The organism is Streptomyces sp. NPDC097640 (assembly GCF_040302705.1).
GTDB lineage: Bacteria > Actinomycetota > Actinomycetes > Streptomycetales > Streptomycetaceae > Streptomyces.
Genome location: NZ_JBEOSB010000017.1, coordinates 186,519 through 209,028, shown reverse-complemented (window position 1 = coordinate 209,028; position 22,510 = coordinate 186,519). Strand labels below are relative to the sequence as shown.

General features: G+C 71.6%; 22 protein-coding genes. 11 read left to right on the top strand and 11 right to left on the bottom strand.

The features are described 5' to 3' along the window. Positions 1-30 precede the first annotated feature (30 nt). Positions 31-1,224 (top strand): threonine aldolase family protein, encoded by a 1,194-nt coding sequence (locus tag ABTY62_RS26650; protein ID WP_352131944.1) that lies wholly within the window; start codon positions 31-33, stop codon positions 1,222-1,224. On the opposite strand, the gene ABTY62_RS26645 is transcribed toward ABTY62_RS26650, so the two are convergent. Next, the gene (locus ABTY62_RS26645) at positions 1,132-1,452 is read right to left on the bottom strand and encodes a hypothetical protein (protein ID WP_352131943.1); all 321 of its coding nucleotides are present in this window, start codon (positions 1,450-1,452) and stop codon (positions 1,132-1,134) included. The two genes, ABTY62_RS26650 and ABTY62_RS26645, sit on opposite strands and share 93 nt — an antisense overlap. A 99-nt stretch (positions 1,453-1,551) precedes the next feature. Between ABTY62_RS26645 and ABTY62_RS26640 the strand changes: the two genes are divergently transcribed. Further along, positions 1,552-2,640: a DUF5937 family protein gene (locus ABTY62_RS26640; protein WP_352131942.1), complete on the top strand. Its 1,089-nt coding sequence runs from the start codon at positions 1,552-1,554 to the stop codon at positions 2,638-2,640. A gap of 24 nt (positions 2,641-2,664) precedes the next feature. Here ABTY62_RS26640 and ABTY62_RS26635 read toward each other — a convergent pair whose 3' ends face one another. Next, on the bottom strand, positions 2,665-3,363 hold the full coding sequence (locus tag ABTY62_RS26635; RefSeq protein WP_352131941.1) for a response regulator transcription factor: 699 nt from the start codon (positions 3,361-3,363) through the stop codon (positions 2,665-2,667). Positions 3,364-3,523: 160 nt separating this feature from the next. Next, positions 3,524-4,723 (bottom strand): sensor histidine kinase, encoded by a 1,200-nt coding sequence (locus tag ABTY62_RS26630; protein ID WP_352131940.1) that lies wholly within the window; start codon positions 4,721-4,723, stop codon positions 3,524-3,526. Positions 4,724-4,833: 110 nt separating this feature from the next. Between ABTY62_RS26630 and ABTY62_RS26625 the strand changes: the two genes are divergently transcribed. Together ABTY62_RS26625 and ABTY62_RS26620 are read left to right on the top strand one after the other, a co-directional pair. Beyond that, a complete protein-coding gene (locus ABTY62_RS26625; RefSeq protein ID WP_352131939.1) occupies positions 4,834-5,952 on the top strand; it encodes an SAM-dependent methyltransferase in 1,119 nt (372 codons plus the stop codon). A gap of 28 nt (positions 5,953-5,980) precedes the next feature. Next, positions 5,981-7,123 carry an NADH-quinone oxidoreductase subunit D gene (locus ABTY62_RS26620; protein ID WP_352131938.1) on the top strand — a complete coding sequence of 381 codons (1,143 nt, stop codon included), beginning with the start codon at positions 5,981-5,983 and terminating at the stop codon, positions 7,121-7,123. Between the two features lie 22 nt (positions 7,124-7,145). Here the strand turns inward: ABTY62_RS26620 and ABTY62_RS26615 are convergent, their stop codons facing one another. From ABTY62_RS26615 to ABTY62_RS26600, 4 genes are all read right to left on the bottom strand, one after another. Continuing rightward, positions 7,146-8,363: a hypothetical protein gene (locus tag ABTY62_RS26615; RefSeq protein ID WP_352131937.1), complete on the bottom strand. Its 1,218-nt coding sequence runs from the start codon at positions 8,361-8,363 to the stop codon at positions 7,146-7,148. A 308-nt stretch (positions 8,364-8,671) separates the two neighbouring features. After that, on the bottom strand, positions 8,672-9,607 hold the full coding sequence (locus ABTY62_RS26610) for an ABC transporter substrate-binding protein (protein WP_352131936.1): 936 nt from the start codon (positions 9,605-9,607) through the stop codon (positions 8,672-8,674). Positions 9,608-9,737: 130 nt separating this feature from the next. Further along, positions 9,738-10,493, bottom strand: a complete 756-nt coding sequence (locus ABTY62_RS26605) for an ABC transporter permease (protein WP_352131935.1) — start codon at positions 10,491-10,493, stop codon at positions 9,738-9,740. Further along, positions 10,493-11,239, bottom strand: a complete 747-nt coding sequence (locus ABTY62_RS26600; protein ID WP_352131934.1) for an ABC transporter permease — start codon at positions 11,237-11,239, stop codon at positions 10,493-10,495. Before ABTY62_RS26600 ends, ABTY62_RS26605 begins: the two co-directional genes overlap by 1 nt. 121 nt (positions 11,240-11,360) lie before the next feature. Here ABTY62_RS26600 and ABTY62_RS26595 point away from each other — a divergent pair, with 121 nt between their 5' ends. Then, positions 11,361-12,533 carry an ABC transporter ATP-binding protein gene (locus ABTY62_RS26595; protein WP_352131933.1) on the top strand — a complete coding sequence of 391 codons (1,173 nt, stop codon included), beginning with the start codon at positions 11,361-11,363 and terminating at the stop codon, positions 12,531-12,533. 12 nt (positions 12,534-12,545) lie between these two features. On the opposite strand, the gene ABTY62_RS26590 is transcribed toward ABTY62_RS26595, so the two are convergent. Next, on the bottom strand, positions 12,546-13,679 hold the full coding sequence (locus tag ABTY62_RS26590) for an alpha/beta hydrolase (protein ID WP_352131932.1): 1,134 nt from the start codon (positions 13,677-13,679) through the stop codon (positions 12,546-12,548). 138 nt (positions 13,680-13,817) lie between these two features. On the opposite strand from ABTY62_RS26590, the gene ABTY62_RS26585 reads away from it, so the two are divergent. The 6 genes from ABTY62_RS26585 to ABTY62_RS26560 all read left to right on the top strand — a co-directional run bounded on the left by ABTY62_RS26585 (position 13,818) and on the right by ABTY62_RS26560 (position 18,856). Then, positions 13,818-15,653 (top strand): phosphatidylglycerol lysyltransferase domain-containing protein, encoded by a 1,836-nt coding sequence (locus ABTY62_RS26585; RefSeq protein ID WP_352131931.1) that lies wholly within the window; start codon positions 13,818-13,820, stop codon positions 15,651-15,653. A 52-nt stretch (positions 15,654-15,705) separates the two neighbouring features. After that, on the top strand, positions 15,706-16,581 hold the full coding sequence (gene folP / locus ABTY62_RS26580) for a dihydropteroate synthase (protein WP_352131930.1): 876 nt from the start codon (positions 15,706-15,708) through the stop codon (positions 16,579-16,581). Further along, positions 16,578-17,081 carry a nuclear transport factor 2 family protein gene (locus ABTY62_RS26575; RefSeq protein ID WP_352131929.1) on the top strand — a complete coding sequence of 168 codons (504 nt, stop codon included), beginning with the start codon at positions 16,578-16,580 and terminating at the stop codon, positions 17,079-17,081. Before folP ends, ABTY62_RS26575 begins: the two co-directional genes overlap by 4 nt. Before the next feature lie 253 nt (positions 17,082-17,334). Continuing rightward, positions 17,335-17,694 carry a dihydroneopterin aldolase gene (gene folB / locus ABTY62_RS26570; protein ID WP_352131928.1) on the top strand — a complete coding sequence of 120 codons (360 nt, stop codon included), beginning with the start codon at positions 17,335-17,337 and terminating at the stop codon, positions 17,692-17,694. Beyond that, on the top strand, positions 17,694-18,287 hold the full coding sequence (gene folK, locus ABTY62_RS26565) for a 2-amino-4-hydroxy-6-hydroxymethyldihydropteridine diphosphokinase (RefSeq protein ID WP_352131973.1): 594 nt from the start codon (positions 17,694-17,696) through the stop codon (positions 18,285-18,287). The genes folB and folK overlap by 1 nt, the downstream gene beginning before the upstream one ends. A gap of 74 nt (positions 18,288-18,361) precedes the next feature. Then, entirely contained in the window at positions 18,362-18,856 is a 495-nt protein-coding gene (locus tag ABTY62_RS26560; protein ID WP_352131972.1) for a DUF3180 domain-containing protein, read from the top strand. A 27-nt stretch (positions 18,857-18,883) separates the two neighbouring features. Here the strand turns inward: ABTY62_RS26560 and folE are convergent, their stop codons facing one another. The 3 genes from folE to hpt all read right to left on the bottom strand — a co-directional run bounded on the left by folE (position 18,884) and on the right by hpt (position 22,504). Continuing rightward, a complete protein-coding gene (gene folE, locus ABTY62_RS26555) occupies positions 18,884-19,489 on the bottom strand; it encodes a GTP cyclohydrolase I FolE (RefSeq protein WP_352131927.1) in 606 nt (201 codons plus the stop codon). 183 nt (positions 19,490-19,672) lie between these two features. Continuing rightward, positions 19,673-21,709 (bottom strand): ATP-dependent zinc metalloprotease FtsH, encoded by a 2,037-nt coding sequence (gene ftsH / locus ABTY62_RS26550; protein ID WP_352131926.1) that lies wholly within the window; start codon positions 21,707-21,709, stop codon positions 19,673-19,675. A 255-nt stretch (positions 21,710-21,964) separates the two neighbouring features. Beyond that, a complete protein-coding gene (gene hpt, locus ABTY62_RS26545; RefSeq protein WP_311727226.1) occupies positions 21,965-22,504 on the bottom strand; it encodes a hypoxanthine phosphoribosyltransferase in 540 nt (179 codons plus the stop codon). Between the last annotated feature and the right edge of the window lie 6 nt (positions 22,505-22,510).

Genomic DNA, 22,510 nt, shown 5'->3' with positions numbered 1-22,510 from the left:
GGCCGATCCCGGGTAGGCCATGCTCGGCGCATGGCGGACGGCGCGGACCAGCAGGAGCAACCGGAACAACCGGGGCGGCCGGAAGGGGCACGGGCCCGCAGGCTCGCGGCATGGCACGGCTCGACACGGGCGCTGACCAGCCTCGCGCTCGGTGAGCGAATACGCGAGCGGCTGGCCCGGCTGACGGCCGACGCCGCCGAGGTGTACGACCTGGACGACTGGCTGGACTTCTACGGGGACGGGGTCGTCGAGAAGCTGGAGCGCCGGGTCGCCGATCTGCTCGGCATGGAGGCCGCCGCCTTCTTCCCCACCGGCACCATGGCCCAGCAGATCGCGCTGCGCTGCTGGGCGGGGCGCACCGGCAATCCGGCCGTGGCGGTGCATCCGCTCTCGCACCTGGAGACGCATGAGCGCGACGCCTATCTGACGGTGAGCGGGCTGCGCGCGGTACGGCCGACGAGCGAGCCGCGGCTGCCCACGGCCGAGGAGATCCGGGAGCTGGACGAGCCCTTCGGGACGCTCGCCCTGGAGCTTCCGCTGCGCGACGCGGGGTTCGCGCTGCCCACCTGGGACGAGCTGACCGCCGTGGTGGAGGCCGCGCGGGAGCGGGAGGCGGTGGTCCACTTCGACGGGGCGAGGCTCTGGGAGTGCGCCCCGCACTTCGGGCGTGAGCTGTCGGAGATCGCCGCCCTCGCGGACTCGGTGTACGTGTCCTTCTACAAGTCGCTGGACGGCATTTCGGGGGCCGCGCTGGCCGGGCCCGAGGCGCTGGTGGAGGAGGCGAAGGCGTGGCGGCACCGGTACGGCGGGCAGCTGTTCCAGCAGTGGCCCGCGGCGCTGGCCGCGCTGGCCGGCCTGGACCGCGAGCTGCCCCGGCTGCCGTCGTACGTGGCGCACGCCAAGGTCGTGGCGCGGGCGCTGGACGAGGCGTTCACGGCCGCCGGGGTGGCGTGGTTCCGGGTGCATCCGCACCAGCCGCACATCCACCGGTTCCAGGTGTGGCTGCCGTATCCGGCGGCCGACCTGGACGAGGCGGGGCTGCGGCTGGCGGAGGAGACGCGGACGACCCTGTTCGGCCGGTGGTGGGAGCAGGGGCCGCCGGGGCTGGCCATGACCGAGGTGACGGTCGCCTCATCCGCACTGAAGTGGACGGCGGACGACGTCGCGGCCGCGGTCGCCGCCTTCCTGGAGCGGCTGCCGGGGGGCGACCGGGCGGTCGGCTGAGGCGGTTGCCGCCCCGCCCCGCGCCGGGCGGCGGGCGAGGCGGGAGAGGAGGGCGGCGAGCCGGGCCGCCCCGCGCGCCGGGCGTTCCTCGGCCACCGCGCGGAAGTCGCGGTGCCGGCTCAGCTCGCGGATGGTGCGCCAGTCGCCGGGGCGGGGCGCGGGCGGGGCGGGTTCGCCGCGCTGTGCGGCTCGGTACAGGTCGAGTGCGTACTGCTCGGTGAGGGTCATGGCACGAGGCTGCGCCCGCCCCCGGCCGCCGGTCACCTCGATTGACGATCGCCGTCAAGCGACGCCGGAGACCGCCGACGCGGACCGCACCATAGGGGCATGGCCAACGTCATCGACATCACCGGGCTGCCGCCCGAGCGCATCGTCTTCAGCCCCTCCCCGCTCGCCGAGCTGGGCGCCGCGCTGCATGTGCTGTCCGAGCCCGGCCACCACCCGGGGCTGCACGGCTGGGCCACCGCCACGGCCTCGGGCCTCAAGCCGGACCTCGCCGACCGGCTCCACGAGGCGGACTTCCTGTGGCGCTCCTCCCGCTCCGATCTGCTGCTGCCCGCCGAGCCCGGGGCGACGCTCGCGGAGGATCTGGACGCGCTGGACCGGATCGACGACGAGACGTTCGTGGCGGCGGCCTTCGAGATCGCCTGCTCCTCGTACGGACAGCCCGTGCCGTCGCCGCTGGTCGACGCGGGCGAGCGGGCGCGGGCGCGGGAGATGGCCTCGGCCCGTGGGCCGAAGCAGGCCGCGTTCGTCAACCGGATGCTGGAGGACCCGGACGGGCTGCGGATCTGGCTGCGCCGCCTGCTGGAGGACTGCGACCGGGCGTTCTTCGCGGACACCTGGCAGCGGGTACGGATCCAGCTGGCCGCCGACGCCCGCCACAAGGCGGAGCTGCTGCGGCACAAGGGGCTCGGTGAGGCGCTGGCGGCGACCTCGGCCGCGCTGTCCGTGACGCCGGACGAAGGCGGCGTACGGCGCATCCTCGTCGACAAGCTCGCCGGGGGCGAGACGACGGCCGCGGGCCACGGGGTCACCCTCATCCCGACCACCTTCGGCTGGCCGCATCTGCTCGTGGTGTACGCGCCCGGCCGGCGCCCGGTGATCCAGTACCCGATCGCGGCCCCGGACCTGCCGCCGCCCGCCGCGCTGGAGCTGGTCCAGCGCAGGATGGAGGCGCTGGCCCACCCGATGCGGATGCGCCTGTGCCGCTCCCTGGCCCGCGGCCCGCACACCACCGGCGAGCTGGCGGACGGCTGCGGCATCACCCCGCCGGAGGTCTCCCGGCACATCGCCGTCATGAAGAAGGCGGGGCTGCTGACCACCCGCCGCCGCGGCCGGTACGTGTTGCATCAGCTGGAGCTGTCGACGGTGGCCCGGCTGGGCAGCGACTTCCTGGAGAGCGTCCTGAGGTAGCGGCACCCGCACGGCAGCCGGGCGTCAGAGCCGGGGGCCGCCGCCCGGGCCCTGGGCCCGTACCAGCCCCGACTCGTACGCCAGCACCACCACCTGCACCCGGTCGCGCAGCTCCAGCTTGGTGAGGATGCGGCCCACATGCGTCTTGACGGTCGCCTCGGAGAGCACCAGGCGCGCCGCTATCTCGCCGTTCGACAGCCCCTGCGCGACCAGCAGCATGACCTCCCTCTCGCGGTCGGTCAGCCGCTCCAGCTCCGGGCGGGCCGAGCCGCCGGGCCCGTTGCCGCCCGCGCCCGGCAGCATCGGCGCGAAGCGGTCCAGCAGACGGCGGGTGGTGCTGGGGGCGACGACCGCGTCACCGCTGTGCACGGCGCGGATCGCGGCGAGCAGCTCACCGGGCGGCACGTCCTTGAGCATGAAGCCGCCCGCCCCGGCCTTGAGGGCCGAGAAGGCGTACTCGTCGAGGTCGAAGGTGGTCAGGATGAGCACCTTGGGCGCGTCCGGCTGCGCGCAGATCCGGCGGGTCGCCTCCACCCCGTCGAGCCTGGGCATCCGGACGTCCATGAGGACGACGTCCACCTCGGCGGTGCGCAGCACCTCCAGGGCCTCCGCGCCATCGCCCGCCTCGGCGACGACCTCCATGTCGGGCTGGGCCGCGAGCACCATCCGGAAGCCGGCGCGCAGCAGCGCTTGGTCGTCGACGAGCATGACGCGGATGGACATCCGGTCGGGTCCCTTCCCTTGGTTCCCTCAGCGAGCGGCTCTCGGTGAGCGGGCTTTCGGTGAGCGGCTACTTCGTGAACGGCGTCTCGGTGCACGCTCACCGCGAGCGTGACAGTACTGACTGGGCCGACCGGACTCCGCGGCCGTGCCGCTCAGCCACTCAGCCGGTCGGCTTGAGCGGCAGCAGGGCGCTGATCCGGAAGCCGCCGCCCGGCCGGGGGCCCGCGTCGAGGGTGCCCCCCACCATGCCGACCCGCTCCCGCATCCCGATCAGGCCGTGCCCCTGGCCGTCCGCCCCGCCGTCCTTGTACGTCTCGTGCCGCGCACCCCGCCCGTCGTCCTCCACGAGGAGGCCGAGCCCGTCGTCGAAGTAGGTCAGCCGCACGCTGGCGCCGACGTCCGGGCCGCCGTGCTTGCGGGTGTTGGTGAGCGCTTCCTGCACGATGCGGTAGGCGGTCAGCTCGACGCCGCTGGGCAGCGGGCGCGGGCTGCCCACGATCTTGAAGTCCACCGGCAGGCCGGCGCCGCGCACCTGCTCCACGAGGTCGTCTATCTGTTCCACATCCGGCTGCGGCACATAGTCGCTGTCGTCGCTCGGCGCCCCCGAGCGCAGCACGCCCAGCAGCCGCCGCATCTCGGCGAGCGCCTGGCGGCCGGTGCCGGAGATCGTCTCCAGGGCCTGCCTGGCCTGGTCGGGGGCGGCGTCCATGACATACGCGGCGCCATCGGCCTGGACCACCATCACCGACACGTTGTGAGCCACGACATCGTGCAGCTCGCGCGCGATCCGCGCCCGCTCGGCGGCCACCGCCACCTTCGCCTGCGCCTCGCGCTCCTTCTCCAGGCGCGCGGCGCGCTCCTCCAGCTGGGCGTAGTAGGCGCGGCGGGTGCGGATGGAGTCACCGAGCACCCAGGCCAGGAGGAACGGAATGACGGAGAAGACCACGGCGACGGCCCCGCCGAACCAGGTCCGATGCTCCGGACCCGGCCAGCGGATGGTGGCGATGACCGGCGCGGCCAGGGCGGCGATCAGCGCGAAGCGGGACGCCCGGCGATCGCCCTCGGCCGCCGCCGTGTACGCGACGACCAGCATCGCGAAGTCCGAGGGGTTCACCGCCACATCGAGCGCGACCTGCGTCAGCCCGCACGCGGTGACGAGGATCAGCACCTTCTCGGGGGCGCGGCGGCGCAGCGCGACGGCGGCGCACAGCGCGAAGACGATCGGCACGGCCACCACGCGCGGCACAGGGTGCATGGGCGCCCTGGTGAACCACAGGAGCGAGAAGCCGAAGAGAAAGACGGCCCAGAAGCCGTCCACCCCTGTCGGGTGCCTGCGGAGAAAGTCGTAGAGGCGCTGCACGTCACCCAGCGTAGGCATGGTGGATACGTCCGGCCGTCAGCCGGACGGGCGATCCGTGAGCCGCCGCCCTACGACCCAAGGTGGATACCGGCTCCGTTTAGCGTGGTCCTGTGGCGAGCGAGACGCGGAATTGGCTGGGGTGGCGTGCCGCCACCGAACATGCACTCTACGGTCCGGAAGGGTTCTTCCGGCGTACGGAAGGACCGGCCGGGCATTTCCGTACATCGGTGCATGCTTCGCATCGGTACGCGAGGGCGGTCGCCGAGCTGCTGGGCCGGGTGGACCGGGCGCTGGGCCACCCGGACGAGCTGGCCCTGGTGGACATGGGCGCGGGACGGGGCGAGCTGCTGACCGGCGTGCTCGGGTGCGTGGCGGACCTGCCCGCCCGGCCTGGCCCCCGGCTCGGCGAGCGGTTGCGCCCGTACGCCGTGGAGCGCGCGCCGCGCCCGCCCGGCCTCGACCCCCGGATCGGCTGGCTCGGGGACCTTGGTGAACTGCCGTCCGGCGGCGTCGAAGGCCTCCTCTTCGCCAACGAATGGCTCGACAACGTCCCCGTCGACGTCGCCGAGACCGACGCGGACGGCGCCTGGCGCCGGGTCCTGGTCGCTCCCGAGGACGGCGCCGAACGGCTGGGCGGGCCGGTCGGCGGCGCGGACGCGGACTGGCTGGCCCGCTGGTGGCCGCCCGTGGGGCACGAGCCGGGGCTGCGGGCGGAGATCGGCCGGCCGCGGGACGAGGCGTGGGCGGAGGCGGTGCGGGCCGTGCGGTCGGGGCTCGCGGTCGCCGTCGACTACGCGCATGAGCGCGGGGCGCGGCCCCTGTTCGGGACGCTGGCCGGCTTCCGCGAGGGGCGTGAGGTGCGGCCCGTGCCGGACGGCTCCTGCGATCTGACCTCCCATGTGGCGCTCGACGCGTGCGCGGCGGCGGGCGCGTCCGCCCTGCGGGGCGCGGCAGCACATCGCGCGCTTGGGGATTCCCCGCTCGCGGATTCCGTGCTCGACCCTGTTGCCCTCCCCCAGCGCGACGCGCTGCGCGCCCTCGGGGTCGACGGGCGGCGGCCGCCGCTCGCCCTGGCGTCGAGCGACCCGGCGGCGTACATCCGCGCGCTGAGCGGGGCGGGCGAGGCGGCGGAGCTGCTGGACCCGGCGGGCCTCGGCGGCTTCACCTGGCTGCTCCAGCCGACGGTCCCGGCGTGCGGCGGGCTGCCGACCCCGGGCGACCAGGACTGAGAGGCGGCGGGGCTGAGAGACTGGGCCCATGACGGAGACGACAGTCGGCATCGGCGGTGCCGCGGAGAGCACCGACATGGTGCTCAACATCGGCCCGCAGCACCCGTCCACCCACGGCGTGCTGCGGCTGCGGCTCGTCCTGGACGGGGAGCGGATCCAGCACGCCGAGCCGGTGATCGGGTATATGCACCGCGGCGCGGAGAAGCTGTTCGAGGTGCGGGACTACCGCCAGATCATCATGCTCGCCAACCGTCACGACTGGCTCTCCGCCTTCTCCAACGAGCTGGGCGTCGTCCTCGCCGTCGAGCGGATGCTGGGCATGGAGGTGCCGGAGCGCGCGGTGTGGACGCGCACCCTGCTGGCCGAGCTGAACCGGGTGCTCAACCACCTGATGTTCCTGGGCTCGTACCCCCTGGAGCTGGGCGGCATCACCCCGATCTTCTACGCGTTCCGCGAGCGCGAGGACCTTCAGCACGTCATGGAGGAGGTCTCCGGCGGCCGGATGCACTACATGTTCAACCGGGTCGGCGGACTCAAGGAGGACCTGCCCGCGGGCTGGCTCGGCCGGGCGCGCCAGGCGGTGGCCGAGGTCCGCTCGCGCATGGACGTCTACGACCAGCTGGTGCTCGGCAACGAGATCTTCCGGGGGCGCACCCGCGGGGTGGGCGCGCTGGCGCGCGAGACGGTGCACGCCTACGGGGTCAGCGGGCCCATCGCCCGCGCCTCGGGCGTCGACTTCGATCTGCGGCGCGACGAGCCGTATCTGGCATACGGAGAGCTGCGGGACACCCTGAAGGTCGTCGTCCGCGAGGAGGGCGACTGCCTGGCCCGCTTCGAGTGCCTGCTGGAGCAGACGCACAACTCCCTCGAGCTGGCGGACGCCTGCCTCGACCGGATCGCCGAGCTCCCGCCGGGGCCGATCAACCAGCGGCTGCCCAAGGTGCTCAAGGCGCCCGAGGGCCACACCTACGCCTGGACCGAGAACCCGCTGGGCATCAACGGCTACTACCTGGTCTCGAAGGGCGAGAAGACGCCGTACCGGCTGAAGCTGCGGTCGGCGTCGTACAACAACATCCAGGCGCTGACCGAGCTGCTGCCGGGCACGCTGGTGGCCGACATGGTGGCCATCCTCGGCTCGCTCTTCTTCGTCGTCGGCGACATCGACAAATAATCGGCGAGGAGTCGACGCGGCCCTACGAGATCGCGCTGCGCAGCTCGGGGATGTCGATGTGCTCGTCCTCGTCGTGCGCGGTCAGGTCGATGACCTCGCCGACCTCGCCCTTCCCGGCCTCCGCGAGCGTCTCCGCGCCGATCACGTCGGCGAGATCCTCGTCCGACGCCGCCTCCGCCGGGCGCCCGGCAGGCTTGGCGGCCTTGGCGGGCTCGGTGGGCTCAACGGCCTTGGCGGGCTCCGGCTCGACGGGCTCGGAGTCGGCCTCGGCCGGCGCGGGCGACTCGGCGGCGGGTCCGACGGGCTCCGGCTGCCGCTTCTTGGGCTGCTGCTTCTTCTGCGTGCCGAAGTAGTCGAAGCCGCCCTCCGAGCGGGAGGCGGCGCGCCGCGCGGCGGCGTACGGCACGACCGCGGAGGCCGCCGTACGGGCGTGGGGCCGGGGCTCACCGACCGGGTGCTCCACGGCCGGGTGCTCACCGGCGGGCCGGTCCTCGGCGGGCCGGTCCTCGGCGGTCCGGTCCTCGGCGGTCCGGTCCTCGGCGGTCCGGTCCTCGGCGGTCCGGTCCTCGGCCGCGGGCTCCTCGGCGGGCGGTTCCTCCGCTACGGGCGCCGCGGCCGGACGGTACTCGGCCGGCCGGTCATCAGCCGGTCCGTCCTCGGTCAACCGGTCCTCGGCCCGCGGCTGGCGCGGCACCCGTCCCCGCTCCTCGCGCTTCTCACGCTCCTCGCGTTCTTCCCGCTCTTCCCGCTCCTCGCGCTGCCTGCGCGCATTGTGCAGCAGGTGACGCATCGCCTCATCGGCCCGCGCGTAGGCCTCGGCGGTCGGGGCATCGGCCACCGAGGCGCCGATGGCCGGGGCCTCGGGGGCCGGCGGCCTGGCCTCCAGCTCCTTGGCCGGGGACGTGGCCTCCAGCTCCAGCCGGCGGCGGCCCTCCAGGGCCCTGGCGCGCTCCGTCTCGGCCGTGGCGTAGCGGCGCAGCAGCGCGGCGTGCTCATTGCGCAGCCGGGCCAGCTCGGCCCGCTTGGTGCGCAGCTTGCTGTTGAGCGCGGTCTGGAGCTCGGTGTTCTTGTCGGCGGCCGCCTCGAGTTCGGCGATCCGGTCCTCGTACTTCAGCTCCTGCCGCGCGCTCTCGCTCGCGACCTCGGCGACCCGCCGCCCGGCGGCGCGGTCCCAACTGCGCATCAGGACGGCGCCGACCACCGCGGCGGCGGCCGCGGTCGCGGCAAGGCCACGGATCACGACCGTATCGCCGACCAGCCAGGCACCGGCGGCACACGCTATTGACGCTGCTGCGACCGATGTAGCGGGAAGTAGCCTGTGCAGCGGTGGGGAATGGCGGTGGCGTCCACGTGGCATGGGCCGAAACTTACCGTGCGGGCGGCTCACATGGGGCCCCGCCCCGCCAAATTCCGGGCCGATCTGTGATGGATCCGAGATGGATCCGCCACGGTTCCGCCATCGAACCGCCGCCGATAGGTCCGAGAAGTGCCCGCCGGGCCCCGCCAATACCCCATCCGCGTCCCGCGTTTCACCAGTTCTTCACGGGACTAGCCCTTCACGAGTCCCTTCTCCTTCAGGTAGTCCTCGGCGACGTCGGACGCCTTGAGCCGCTCCGCGTCCACCTTCTTGTTGAGTTCGGTGAGATCAGCGGTGGTCAGCACCTTGTTGAGCTTGTTGAGCGCGTCAGCGATCTTCTTCGAGCCCGCGGACTTCGCATTCACGACGGGCAGGACGTTGTCGGCATTCTGGAGTTTCTTGTCGTCCTCCAGCAGGACGAGGCCGAACTGGCCGAGGGTGGCGTCCGTGGTCGTGACCAGCACCATCTGGTCCTTGCCGTCCTTGACCGCCTGCTTGGCCTGGACGGTGCCGATATCCAGGGAGTCGATGCCGGTGATGTCTATCCCGTACGTCTTCTCCAGGCCGGGCTGGCAGAAGGGGCGCTTGGGGCATTCGTCGCCCGCCGCCAACTTGATCTTCTGCTTGGACTTTCCGAGGTCGGAGAGCGTCTTGAGGCCGTGCTCCGAAGCGAAGTCCTTGCGCACCGCGAAGGCGTTCTGGTCGACGGCGTCACCGGGCTCGAGCACCTTCAGGCCGCGGGGCTCGGCGAGTTCGCGGAGCGCCTTCACCGTGGCGTCGACGTCCGGGGACGCGACGGGCTTGGCATTCTTGTCCTTCTTCAGATTCAGATATTCGGCCATGGTGGCCGCGTACTCCGGAACGACATCGATCTCGCCCTTCTCCAGAGCGGGTTCGTACAGTTCGCGGGTGGCGATGGTCTTGATCGACGTCTTATAGCCGGCGTCCTCCAGCAGCCCCACGTAGAGCGCCGCCAGGATCTTCGACTCGGTGAAGCCGGCCGACCCGACCACCACCGAGTCCTCGCTCTTCTTCTCCAGGCTGTCGCCGCCGCCGCACGCGGTGAGGCCGGCCGCCAGCGCCGCGACGGTCGCGGCGGCCCCGGCCACTCGGAAGATCTTGCTCATTGGGATTCCCTATCCATATCCATAGATGACATGCGACGGCATGAGACGTCACGAATATTCAGCGCGCCCACATCTCCGCGGACATCGCCGTGAACATCGCGGTGAACATCGCGGTGGACCGTGTGCCCGTTCACGACGGCGGGCCGGCCACGCCGGTCAGCGCCGGCGTCTTCGACGCCTGGCCCGCGGGCGGGCGCGGCTCCGCGGCCGCCGCCCGGCCGCGCCTGCGGCGCATCGGGTCCAGCAGCCATTGCAGGCCGACGAACACGCCCTCGACCATCAGCGCGAGGGCCGCGACCAGCACCGCCCCGGCCACCACCTGGGCGGTGTCGGTGACCCGGAAGCCCGCCGTGATGATCCGGCCGAGCCCGCCGCCGCCGGGCAGCGCCGCGAGCGTCGCGGTGGCCACCACCTGCACGGCCGCCGAGCGCACCCCGGTCATGATCATCGGGAAGGCGAGCGGCAGCTCGACCCGGGCGACCAGCTGGCCGCCCGTCATCCCCATGCCGCGCGCCGCCTCGACGACCTCGCGGTCCGCCTCGCGCATCCCGACGTAGGCGTTGGTGAGCAGCGGCGGGATGGCGAACAGCACCAGCGCTATGACGGTGGGCCAGTCGCCGTGTGTGCCCAGCGGGCTGAGCAGCAGCAGGACCAGCACCGCGAAGGTGGGCACCGCCCGGCCCGCGTTGGAGATGTTGACCGCGAGAGCGCCGCCCCTGCCGATATGGCCCAGCACGACGGCTACCGGCAGGGCGATCGCGCACGAGATCGCCAGACAGACGAAGGTGAGATAAAGATGCTCGCCGAGCCGGTGCCAGACGCCGTCGACTCCCGACCAGTGCGACCCGGTGGCCAGCCACGACCAGGCCTCGCCGATGACCCCCATCAGGCCGTCCTCGCCTTCTGCCGCGCCTCAGGCCCGCTCTTCCGCCCCTGCCTCCGCGCCTGTTTGCGCGCCTTCTTCGCCCCGCCCCGCGCCCAGGGCGTCAGCAGCCGCTGGAGGGCGAGCAGCAGCACATCCGCCGCGACCGCCAGGGCCACGCACAGCACCGACGCGGTGAGCACCTGGGCCTTGAAGAAGCTCTGCATGCCCTCGTAGATGAGGTTGCCGAGGCCGCCGTAACCGACGATCGCGCCGACCGTGGTGAGCGAGATGGTGGAGACGGTGGTGATCCGCAGGCCCGCCATCAGGGCGGGCAGCGCGAGCGGCAGCTCCACGCCGAGCAGCAGACGCACCGGGCCGTAGCCCATGCCGCGGGCCGCCTCGCGGGCCTCCTCGGGCACCGAGGCGAGACCGGCCATGATGTTGCGCACCAGGATCGTGAGCGAGTAGAGCACCAGGCCGGTGATCACCACCGCGGCCGAGATCCCGAAGAAGGGCAGCAGCAGGGAGAACATCGCCAGCGAGGGCACCGTATAGAGAATCGTCGTCAGCCCCAGCACCGGGCCCGCCACGGACCGCCATCTGCGGGCCAGCAGCGCCAGTGGAAAGGCGACCACGAAACCGATGGCGACCGACGCCACCGTGATCCACACATGCTGGACCGTCGCGTCCGTCAGCTCCTGACTTCGCGTCCGTACATATTCCCCGCAGATCCAGTCGTTGCTGATCAGGCAGCTCTGCCCGGCCACACGGTCACCTCCCCGTCAGTTTCCGGTGACCTGGCGACCCTAACCCCGGGCACCGACAATCTCGTCGGCTCGCCACACAACAGCAACAATTCAAACCCGGAATGCGGCCACAATGGGGGGCGTGATCCGCTTCGAGAACGTCACCAAGCGCTACGCCGACGGCACGACGGCCGTGGACGATCTGTCCTTCGAGGTCGCGGAAGGCGAGCTGGTCACGCTCGTCGGACCCTCGGGCTGCGGCAAGACCACGACCATGAAGATGGTCAACCGCCTCATCGAGCCGACCTCGGGCCGGATCTTCCTGGACGGCGAGGACATCGCCGCGGTCGACCCGGTGAAGCTGCGGCGCCGCATCGGCTATGTCATCCAGCAGGTCGGCCTCTTCCCGCACAAGACCGTGCTGGAAAACACCGCCACCGTCCCGGCGCTGCTGGGCTGGCAGCGCAAGAAGGGCCGGGACCGCGCCGCCGAACTCCTCGACCTGGTCGGCCTCGACCCGTCCGTCTACGGCGACCGCTACCCCGACCAGCTCTCCGGCGGCCAGCGCCAGCGGGTCGGCGTGGCCCGGGCGCTGGCGGCCGACCCGCCGGTGCTGCTGATGGACGAGCCGTTCGGGGCCGTGGACCCGGTGGTGCGCGAGCGGCTCCAGAGCGAGTTTCTGCGGCTTCAGTCCCAGGTGCGCAAGACGGTGCTGCTGGTGACGCACGACATCGAGGAGGCGGTCCGGCTCGGCGACCGCATCGCGGTGTACGGGACGGGGCGGATCGAGCAGTTCGACACGCCCGCTTCGGTGCTGGGCGCGCCCGCCACGCCGTACGTCGCGGACTTCGTCGGCGCGGACCGCGGCCTCAAGCGGCTGTCGGTGACGCCGATCGAGCCGGGCGACCTCGAACAGCCCCCGGTGGTCCACCTGGACGACCCGCTGGCGAAGGCCGCCGCCCGGCTGTCGGGCGAGGGGGCGCGCTGGGCCGTCGTCCTGGACGACGAGGACCGGCTGCACGGCTGGATCCCGGCGGACGCGGCGGACGCGGCGGAGAAGCCGGGTGCGCCCGGGACCGTACGGGACCACGCCCGCCACATGGAGGCGTGGCTTCCGGTCGGTTCCTCGCTCAAGCAGGCGTTCAGCACGATGCTTCAGCACGACGCGGGCTGGATAGCGGTCCTCGACGACGACCGCTTCCTCGGGGTGCTCACCCCCGCCCGCCTCCATGAGGCGCTGCGCCGCTCGATCGACGCCGACGCGGGCGGTATCGCCCGGGCGGAGGTGGAGCTTCAGACGGTCGCCGACGCGTGACGCGGGGGTGGCTCAGCGGTCGCTGAGGCGGCCGCCCAGCCACTCCAGCGCGCTGGGCACCTCGCGCTTCCAGGTGTTGAAGTTGTGGCCGCCGCTCTTCAGGATGATGGAGGAGATCCTGGTGGGCTCGCCCCGCCCGTTGACCTCCTTGACCTTCTCGATGAACTTCACGGTGTCGTTGTAGTTCTTCTCACCGTGCTCGCTGCTGGAGACCAGCAGGGACACCGGCGGGGCGGGCAGGTGGTCCAGCCGCCACATCAGGTCGTTCTCCCGTTCCAGCCGCTTGCTGCCGCCGAACAGATCGCCGGTGGTCGCGTCGATCGGGGACTTGTACGAGGGGGAGAGCCCGGCCGCGGCGGAGAAGGTCTCGGGGTGGCGCATGGCCATCTTCAACGCGCAGTAGCCGCCGGTGGAATTCCCGATGACGCCCCAGTTGCGGGCGCGCTTGCCCACCCGGTAGTGGCCCTCCACCGCGGTCGGCACGTCCTGGGTGAAGAATGTCTCGGTCTGCGGGCCGCCCGGCACGTCGATGCACTCGGTGTCGCGCGGCGGGGCGATGGTCGGACGCAGCATCACCAGGACCATCGGCTGCATCCTGCCGTCTTTGACCAGTTTATGGGCGTTCTGAGGGTATTTCAGCCCGTTGATGAGTGCCTCGGTGGTGCCGGGGTACCCGGTCAGCACCAGCGTGGCCGGGAAGTCGCGTCCGGAGTACTCCGGCCGGAAGTACTCCGGCGGCAGATAGACATACGCCTGGCTGCCCAGCCCGGACTGCGGCCCCTTGATGGTGACCTTTTCGATCCGCCCGGCGACGGCCGGTGAGGAGTTTCCGGTGATGTTCATCTTCCGTATGTCGGTGACCTGTACCCGGGTGTTGCCCGCGGCGTCATGGTTGACCACCACGCCCGGCGTGGTCTCGGTGCCGAACAGGTCCGACCAGGAGCCGTAGAAGCCGAAGGACTGGTTGGCGAACAGGCCGAGCGCGGCGAACAGCGAGACCTGGGTGACCAGCAGAATGCCGATCCGGCCGAGGACCGGGGCCACTCCGCGCCGGGCGAGCCGGGGCCAGAGCCATACCGTGGTGCCGAACAGCAGCACCGACGCGACGACCGACAGCATCACGACGTTGTTGCTCGTAAGACCCATCACTATCTTTCTGCCGGGCGGCCGGCTCCCCCTGCCGCGATGGAACCCCGCCCCGCCAATCGCCGTCTTGCTAGGCGCAAAATGTCCAGATGCTGCGTCAGAGAGACGGTTCTCATGACCGGAGCGACGGGAAAGCGGATGTCTGACAGTCAAGATGCCGAAAAGTCCGGAAGGGTTGCCTCCCGTCCGCGGAGGCGGCCGCGCGGACCCCGGCCGGAGGCGGTGCCGACCGCGGTCGGCACCGCCTGCACGCTGATCGGGCTGCTGAACATCGTCTTCCCACGCGTCCGCTACAGCAGGGTGCACGCCCTCGCCGACGTACTGCCGGGTGCGGTGAGCTCGCTGGCCGCCGCCGCGTCCATCGTGGTCGGCCTGCTGCTGCTGATGCTGGCCCACGGCCTGAAGCGGCGCAAGCGACGCGCCTGGGTCGCCGCCGTGGGTCTGCTGCCCGTCGGCGCGGCCGCCCAGCTGCTGTACCGCCACTCGATAGGCGGGACGGTGCTCTCGCTGGTGCTCCTGGGCGTCATGATCCGCTACCGGGAGGAGTTCGCGGCGCTGCCGGACCCGCGCAGCCGCTGGATGGCGCTGGCCAACTTCGTGGTGCTGGGCGCGGTGAGCGTCGGGATCGGGTTGCTGATCGTACGTGCGGATCCCGACGACGTGGTGGGCCGTCCGTCGTTCGGCCAGCAGCTGGACCATGTGCTGTGGGGGCTGATCGGCTTCGAGGGGCCCGTCAACTACCGGGACGGCACGGACTACACCGTCGGCTACTCCCTCGGCGCGCTCGGCCTGCTGACCGTCGCCACCACCGCCTACCTCGCCTTCCGCCCCGAGCACCCCGCCGCCCGGCTGACCGCCCAGGACGAGGAGCGGCTGCGCGAACTGCTTACCGCGCACGGGCGCCGCGACTCGCTGGGCCACTTCGCGCTCCGCCGCGACAAGGGCGTGGTCTTCTCGCCGAGCGGCAAGGCCGCGGTCTGCTACCGCGTCGTCTCCGGTGTGATGCTCGCCAGCGGCGACCCGGTCGGCGACGTGGAGGCCTGGCCGGGCGCCATCGCCCGCTTCATGGAGGAGGCGCGGGCCCACTCCTGGACCCCGGCGGTCATGGGGTGCAGCGAGACCGGCGGCGAGGTGTGGACCCGGGAGACCGGTCTCGACGCGCTGGAGCTCGGCGACGAGGCGATCGTGGACGTCGCGGACTTCACCCTGTCCGGACGCGCCATGCGCAACGTCCGCCAGATGGTCAAGCGCATCGAGCGGGCCGGATACGAGACCCGGGTGCGGCGCGCCGCCGATCTGAGCGAGGAGGAGCTGGCGGCCATCCGGAAGGCCGCCGCGGACTGGCGGGGCACCGACACCGAGCGCGGCTTCTCCATGGCGCTGGGCCGGATCGGCGACCCGGCGGACGGGGACTCGGTCATCGCCACCGCCCACAAGGCCCCCGAGGAGGGCGCCGAGCCCGGCCCGTACGGAGACCTCAAGGCCGTGCTGCACTTCGTGCCATGGGGCCGGGACGGGATGTCGCTGGACCTCATGCGGCGCGACCGCAGCGCCGACCCGGGCATGAACGAGCTGCTGATCGTGGCCTCGCTCCAGGCCGCCGGGGGGCTCGGGGTCACCCGGGTGTCGTTGAACTTCGCGATGTTCCGCTCGGCGCTGGCGCGCGGCGAGAAGCTGGGCGCGGGCCCGGTGCTGCGCGGCTGGCGGGCGCTGCTGGTGTTCCTGTCGCGCTGGTTCCAGATCGAGTCGCTGTACAAGTTCAACGCCAAGTTCCAGCCGCGCTGGGAGCCGCGCTTCGTGGTCTTCCGCCATACGCGCGACCTGCCGCGCATCGGCCTGGCGGCGATGCAGGCCGAGGGCTTTGTGTCGCTGGCCCTGCCCCGGCTGCTGCGCCGCGGGCGGCGCGCCGAGCCGAGGCCCTGCGCGCACCAGTCCCGGGCCACCGCGCACGGCCACCTGGAGCAGGCCGCGTGACGCGCCCCGGGCGGGCGAGGCGGCTGGTCCGGGTACGCCTAGTCTGGGGTGCATGAGGACGTTGCGTGGACGGGGGCGGGTGGCCGGACTGCCGGAGTGGGACCGGTGCGCGGTGATGGGCGTGGTCAACGTCACGCCCGACTCGTTCTCGGACGGCGGTCAGTGGTTCGACACCGAGTTGGCCGTCAAGCACGGTCTGGAGCTGGCCGCGGCCGGAGCGGATCTGGTGGACGTCGGCGGCGAGTCGACCCGGCCGGGCGCACCCCGCGTCGACGAGGCCGAGGAGCTGCGGCGGGTCGTCCCGGTAGTGCGCGGGCTGGCCACCGCGGGGCTGGTGGTCAGCGTGGACACCATGCGGGCCTCGGTCGCCGAGCGGGCGGTCGAGGCCGGGGCGCGGCTGGTCAACGACGTGAGCGGGGGCGGTGCCGACCCGGCGATGATCCCTGTGGTGGCCGCCGCCCGGGTGCCCTTCGTGGTGATGCACTGGCGCGGCCAGTCGATCGACATGAACAACCGCGCGGTCTACGGCGACGTGGTCGGCGAGGTCGTCGCGGAGCTGCGGGCGAGCCTGGAGCGGGCGGTGGCCGGCGGCATCGACCCGGAGCGGATCGTGATCGACCCCGGCCTCGGCTTCGCGAAGGACGCCGAGCACGACCTGGCGCTCGTCGCCCGGCTGGGCGCGCTGCGGGAGCTGGGGCGGCCGCTGCTGGTCGCGGCCTCGCGGAAGCGGTTCCTGGGGCGCGTACTGGCCAGGGACGGCGGCAGCCCGCCCCCCGCCCGGGAGCGGGACGCGGCGACGGCGGCCGTCTCGGCGATCGCGGCCCGGGAGGGCGCGTGGGCGGTGCGGGTGCACGAGGTGCACGCGAGCGCCGACGCGGTGCGCGTGGCACGGGCCATCGAGGCGGCGGACACGGCGGGAGCGGTGTGACTTCCCTGACCGACAACGAGCGGGTGGCACTCGCCAACACCGCGCTGTACGAGGCCATGGAGCAGGGCGACCACGGGGCGATGTCGCGGCTGTGGCTCGACGACCCGGCCACCGAGGTCTCCTGTGTGCACCCGGGCTGGCCGGTGCTGCGCGGGCGCGGCGAGGTGCTCCGCTCCTATGCGCTGATCATGGCGAACACCGACTACATCCAGTTCTTTCTGACGGATGTGGAGGTGTCGGTCATGGCCGACACCGCGATGGTGACCTGCACGGAGAACATCCTCAGCGGCGCCCCGGCGGAGGAGGAGGGCCAGCTGGGCCCGCTGGTGGGGCAGCTGGTGGTGGCCACGAACGTCTTCCGGAGGACCGGGGACGGCTGGAAGGTGTGGGCGCACCACGGATCGCCGGTGCTGGCGGAGCGCGACGAGAACGATGCCGCGGCCGACGCCGAGGGCCCGGACGACGGCCTGGACGACGGCCCGGACCGACTTCTGCCCTGAGTTCACCCCTTTTTCGCCTCACCGGTTTTTTCGGCTCACCCGCCAGTGGTGCGCTCGTTCGAGGTGCGGCATGGACGGGTAGGGGGAACTCGCGCGGGGGCTCGGGGAGCGCGCGCCACGGCCCCCCGTGAGCGAGTGCTGTCCTTGCTCGCAGGTAGATTCGAAGGAGGTGCCCCCGCCGACGGCGGGGGACAGGTGGTGCGTTCCAGGCAGATCGGACGCACCCCGACCGACGACAGCAGGAGTGATTCGGGTGGATCGTGTCGCGCTGCGCGGCCTGAAGGCCCGCGGGCATCACGGGGTTTTTCCCCATGAGCGCGAGGAGGGCCAGACCTTCGTCGTGGACCTGGTGCTCGGCCTGGACACCCGGCCCGCCGCGGCCACCGACGACCTGACCAGGACCGTCCACTACGGCGAGGTGGCCGAGGAGGTCGTGGCGGTGGTGGAGGGGGAGCCGGTCGCCCTGATCGAGACCCTCGCCGACCGGATCGCCGAGCGGTGCCTCAAGCACGAGCTGGTTCAGGAGGTCGAGGTCGTGGTGCACAAGCCGGAGGCCCCGATCACCGTGCCCTTCGACGACGTGACCATCACCATCACCCGGAGCCGTCCATGATGAGCAGCAGCGACCCGACCGTGCAGCCCGTACCGGCCTCCGTCGTGGAGCGGGTGGACGCGGCCGATGTGACGTTGTCGAACCCCAAATGGGCGGTGATCGGGCTCGGCAGCAATCTGGGCAACCGCCTGGAGACCCTTCAGGGCGCGATCGACGCGCTGGAGGACACCCCGGGCCTGCGGGTCAAGGCGGTCTCCCCGGTGTACGAGACCGAGCCGTGGGGCGTGGACCCCGGCGCCCAGCCGTCGTATTTCAACGCGGTGGTGCTGATCAAGACCACGCTGCCGCCGTCCTCGCTGCTGGAGCGGGGACACGCCATCGAGGAGGCCTTCGAGCGGGTGCGCGACGAGCGCTGGGGCCCCCGGACGCTGGACGTGGACATCGTCACGTACCAGGACGTGATCTCCGACGACCCGGTGCTCACCCTGCCGCACCCCCGCGCCCACGAGCGCGCCTTTGTGCTCGTCCCCTGGCACGATGTGGACCCGGCGGCCGAGGTCCCGGGGCTCGGGGCGGTCTCGGGGCTGCTGGCCCGGGTGGGCCGGGAGGGCGTACAGCCGCGGGCGGACCTGGAACTGCGGCTCCCCGAATAGACGTTGATCCCGTAGATTCCGGCGCGATGGCGTACGACGTCGCGTCCACGTACGACTTGAGGGGCGACCGCTCGGTGAGGCAACTTCGGATCAGGCTCCTGGTCGGGCTGTTCGCCGCGGCCGGCGTGGTGTCATGGGCGGGCTCCCGGCTCTGGGACACAGTGGGTTCGCTGCCGAGCGTGCCGGTGGCCGCGCCGATCGTGCTGGCCCTGATCGCGGTCGTGCTGACCGCGACCGCCCTGTCCCTGCGGTCCCGGCTGCGCGCCCAGCGCGAGCGCCGGCCCGGCGCCAAGGGCGTCGACCCGCTGGTGGCCGCCCGGGCGTTGGTCTTCGGCCAGGCGAGCGCGCTGGTGGCGGCGCTGGTCTCGGGGATGTACGGCGGCGTCGGGGTCTTTCTGCTGATGGAGCAGTTCGATGTGCCCGCCCGCAAGGACCAGGCGATCTACGCGGGCGCCTCGGTGCTGGCGGGGGCGGCCGTGGTGGCCGCCGCGTTCTTCCTGGAGCGGGTCTGCAAACTGCCCGAGGACGACGACACCGGAAACGGCCCGGGCGCGGCCGCCCGAGCCTGAGCCGAGCCCTCAGGGCGCCGGCTGGGCCTAGCGCGCCATGATGAGGCTCATCGCCTCGGCGCGGGTGGCCGGGTCGCGCAGCTGGCCGCGCACGGCCGAGGTGAGCGTCTTGGCACCCGGCTTGCGCACCCCGCGCATGGTCATGCACATGTGCTCGCACTCCACCACCACGATCACTCCGCGCGGCTCCAGGATCCGCATCAGCGAGTCGGCGATCTGTGTGGTCAGCCGCTCCTGGACCTGCGGGCGGCGGGCGAAGACATCGACGAGCCGGGCCAGCTTGGACAGCCCGGTGATCTTGCCGTCGTTGGACGGGATATAGCCGACGTGGGCGACGCCGACGAAGGGCACCAGGTGGTGCTCGCAGGAGGACATCACCTCGATGTCCTTCACCAGCACCATCTCGTCATGGCCCAGGTCGAAGGTCGTGGTCAGGACCTCCTCGGGCTTCTGCCACAGCCCGGAGAATATCTCCCGGTACGCGCGGGCGACCCGCCCCGGCGTCTCCCGCAGCCCCTCCCGGTCCGGGTCCTCGCCGACGGCGATGAGCAGCTCACGGACCGCCTGCTCGGCGCGCTTCTCGTCGAAGACGCCGACGGGGCCCTGGCCGTCCAGCGAAATGGGGTCGGTCATGGAGCTGCCTCGTTCCTCATGCGCACGGAAAACCAGAAAACCAGGAACCTGGAACCTGAAAAACGGCGGATGCCGCGCCCCCCAGGCTAAAACCTGGGGAACGCGGCATACATTCCGGGCCGGTATGGACCGACGAGGCCCACTCCGGGCCGCCGGGGCCGGGGCCCCGGGCGGCCGGGAGGATCAGCTCTCGGGTCCGGCCTCTTCCGGGCGCTCCGCACTGTCCTCGGGGGCGGTGGCCTTCGCGAGGCCGGCCGCCGACGGGGGCTGGGTGCCATTGGCCGGGGCGAGCTCCCGGGGGGAGAGCACCGGCGGCCGGGTGGAGGGCGTACGCCGCGAGGAGCCGGTCCAGGCCGGGCGGGCCGGGCGCTTGACGATCGGGGCGAAGATCTCGGCGATCTGCTCCTTGTTGAGCGTCTCCTTCTCCAGCAGCGCCAGGACCAGGTTGTCCAGGACGTCGCGGTTCTCGACGAGGATCTCCCACGCCTCGTTGTGCGCGGCCTCGATGAGCTTCTTGACCTCCTCGTCGACCAGCGCGGCGACCTCTTCGGAGTAGTCGCGCTGGTGAGCCATCTCACGGCCCAGGAACGGCTCGGAGTTGTCGGAGCCGAACTTGATCGCGCCGAGCCGCTCGGTCATGCCGTACTGCGTGACCATTGAACGGGCCGTGGCCGTCGCCTTCTCGATGTCGTTGGACGCGCCCGTGGTCGGGTCGTGGAAGACGAGCTCCTCGGCGGCGCGGCCGCCCATCATGTAGGCGAGCTGGTCGAGCATCTCGTTGCGCGTGGTCGAGTACTTGTCCTCGTCCGGCAGGACCATGGTGTAGCCCAGGGCCCGGCCGCGGGAGAGGATGGTGACCTTGTGCACCGGGTCGCTGTTCGGAGAAGCCGCCGCGACCAGGGCGTGACCGCCCTCGTGGTACGCGGTGATCTTCTTTTCCTTCTCGCTCATGATCCGGGTCCGCTTCTGCGGGCCGGCCACGACGCGGTCGATCGCCTCGTCCAGGAAGTGGTTGTCGATCAGCTTCTTGTCGCTGCGGGCCGTCAGCAGAGCGGCCTCGTTCAGGACATTGGACAGATCGGCACCGGTGAACCCGGGGGTGCGGCGGGCGACGGCGGAGAGGTCGACGTCCGGCGCGACCGGCTTGCCCTTCTGGTGAACCTTGAGGATCTCCAGACGGCCCTGCATGTCCGGGCGGTCGACGGCGATCTGCCGGTCGAAGCGGCCCGGGCGCAGCAGCGCCGGGTCCAGGATGTCGGGCCGGTTGGTGGCGGCGATCAGGATGACGCCGCCCTTCACGTCGAAGCCGTCCATCTCGACCAGCAGCTGGTTCAGCGTCTGCTCGCGCTCGTCGTGACCGCCGCCCATGCCGGCGCCGCGGTGGCGGCCGACGGCGTCGATCTCGTCGACGAAGACGATCGCCGGGGCGTTGGCCTTGGCCTGCTCGAACAGGTCGCGGACGCGGGAGGCACCCACACCCACGAACATCTCGACAAAGTCGGAGCCGGAGATCGAGTAGAAGGGGACACCCGCCTCGCCCGCGACGGCGCGCGCGAGAAGCGTCTTGCCGGTGCCGGGCGGGCCGTACAGCAGCACGCCCTTGGGGATCTTGGCACCCACGGCCTGGAACTTCGCCGGCTCCTGGAGGAACTCCTTGATCTCGTGGAGCTCCTCGACCGCCTCGTCCGCCCCGGCCACGTCCGCGAACGTCGTCTTCGGGGTGTCCTTGGTGATCAGCTTGGCCTTCGACTTGCCGAAGTTCATCACTCGGGAGCCGCCGCCCTGCATCTGATTCATCAGGAACAGGAAGACCACGACGATCAGCACGAACGGGAGCAGCGACAGCAGAATCCCGACGAACGGGTTCTGCTTCGAGGTCGAGACGTTGTAACCGTCCGGGATCCCGCCCTGCTTCTGGGCATTGGCCTGCAAGGTCCGGGCAATGTCGAGGCCCTGGTCACCGATGTAGGTGGCCTGGAGCTTGCTGCTGCCCGAGATCTTGGCGACGTTGTCCTTGAGCTCGATCTTGATCTTGTGCTCGTCGCCGGTCGTCAGCTCGGCGGACTGGACCTGGTTCCTGTTGATCGCCTTGACGACCTGGCTGGTGTCCACCGACTTGTAGCCGCCGGACGAGCCGACGACCTGCATCAACACGACCACGGCGAGGACGGCCAGCACGATCCACATGACCGGCCCACGGAAGTAGCGCTTCACGTCCATCCATACGGGGCGATGCCGCCCCGTCCCTCCTGCCACAGTGAGGCACGGCAGCCCTGGAGGGGCGGCCTGTGCGTGCGGTGTATTGCGGTGTATTTACGGTGTATGAGCTGTGTAATCCTCAGTCTCAAAAAAGACTGACCTTCGGACGGTACCCCAGCATTGTCACCCGACGCCGCCGTGGACTGTTAACAAATCCGCCTTCCCCTGCTCCAACGGCGGGAAACCGCGCCAGGTTCCCAGAGGCCCCGGAAGGGGTCATCCGCCGTAGACGTGCGGGGCGAGCGTGCCGACGAAGGGCAGGTTGCGGTACTTCTCCGCGTAGTCCAGGCCATAGCCGACGACGAACTCGTTGGGGATGTCGAATCCGACCCATTTCACATCGATGGCGACCTTGGCCGCCTCCGGCTTGCGCAGCAGCGTGCACACGTTCAGTGAGGCGGGCTCGCGCGAGCCCAGATTCGACAGCAGCCAGGACAGCGTCAGACCGGAGTCGATGATGTCCTCGACGATCAGGACGTGCTTGCCCTTGATGTCGGTGTCCAGGTCCTTGAGGATGCGGACCACGCCGGAGGACTGGGTGCCCGCGCCGTACGAGGACACGGCCATCCAGTCCATGGTGACCGGGGTGGACAGGGCGCGTGCCAGGTCCGCCATCACCATCACCGCGCCCTTGAGAACTCCGATGATGAGCAGGTCCTTGCCCGCGTATTCCGCGTCGATCTTCGCGGCCAGTTCGGCCAGCTTCGCGTTGATCTCTTCCTCGGTGATGAGGACCGACTTCAGGTCGGTGCCCATGTCCTT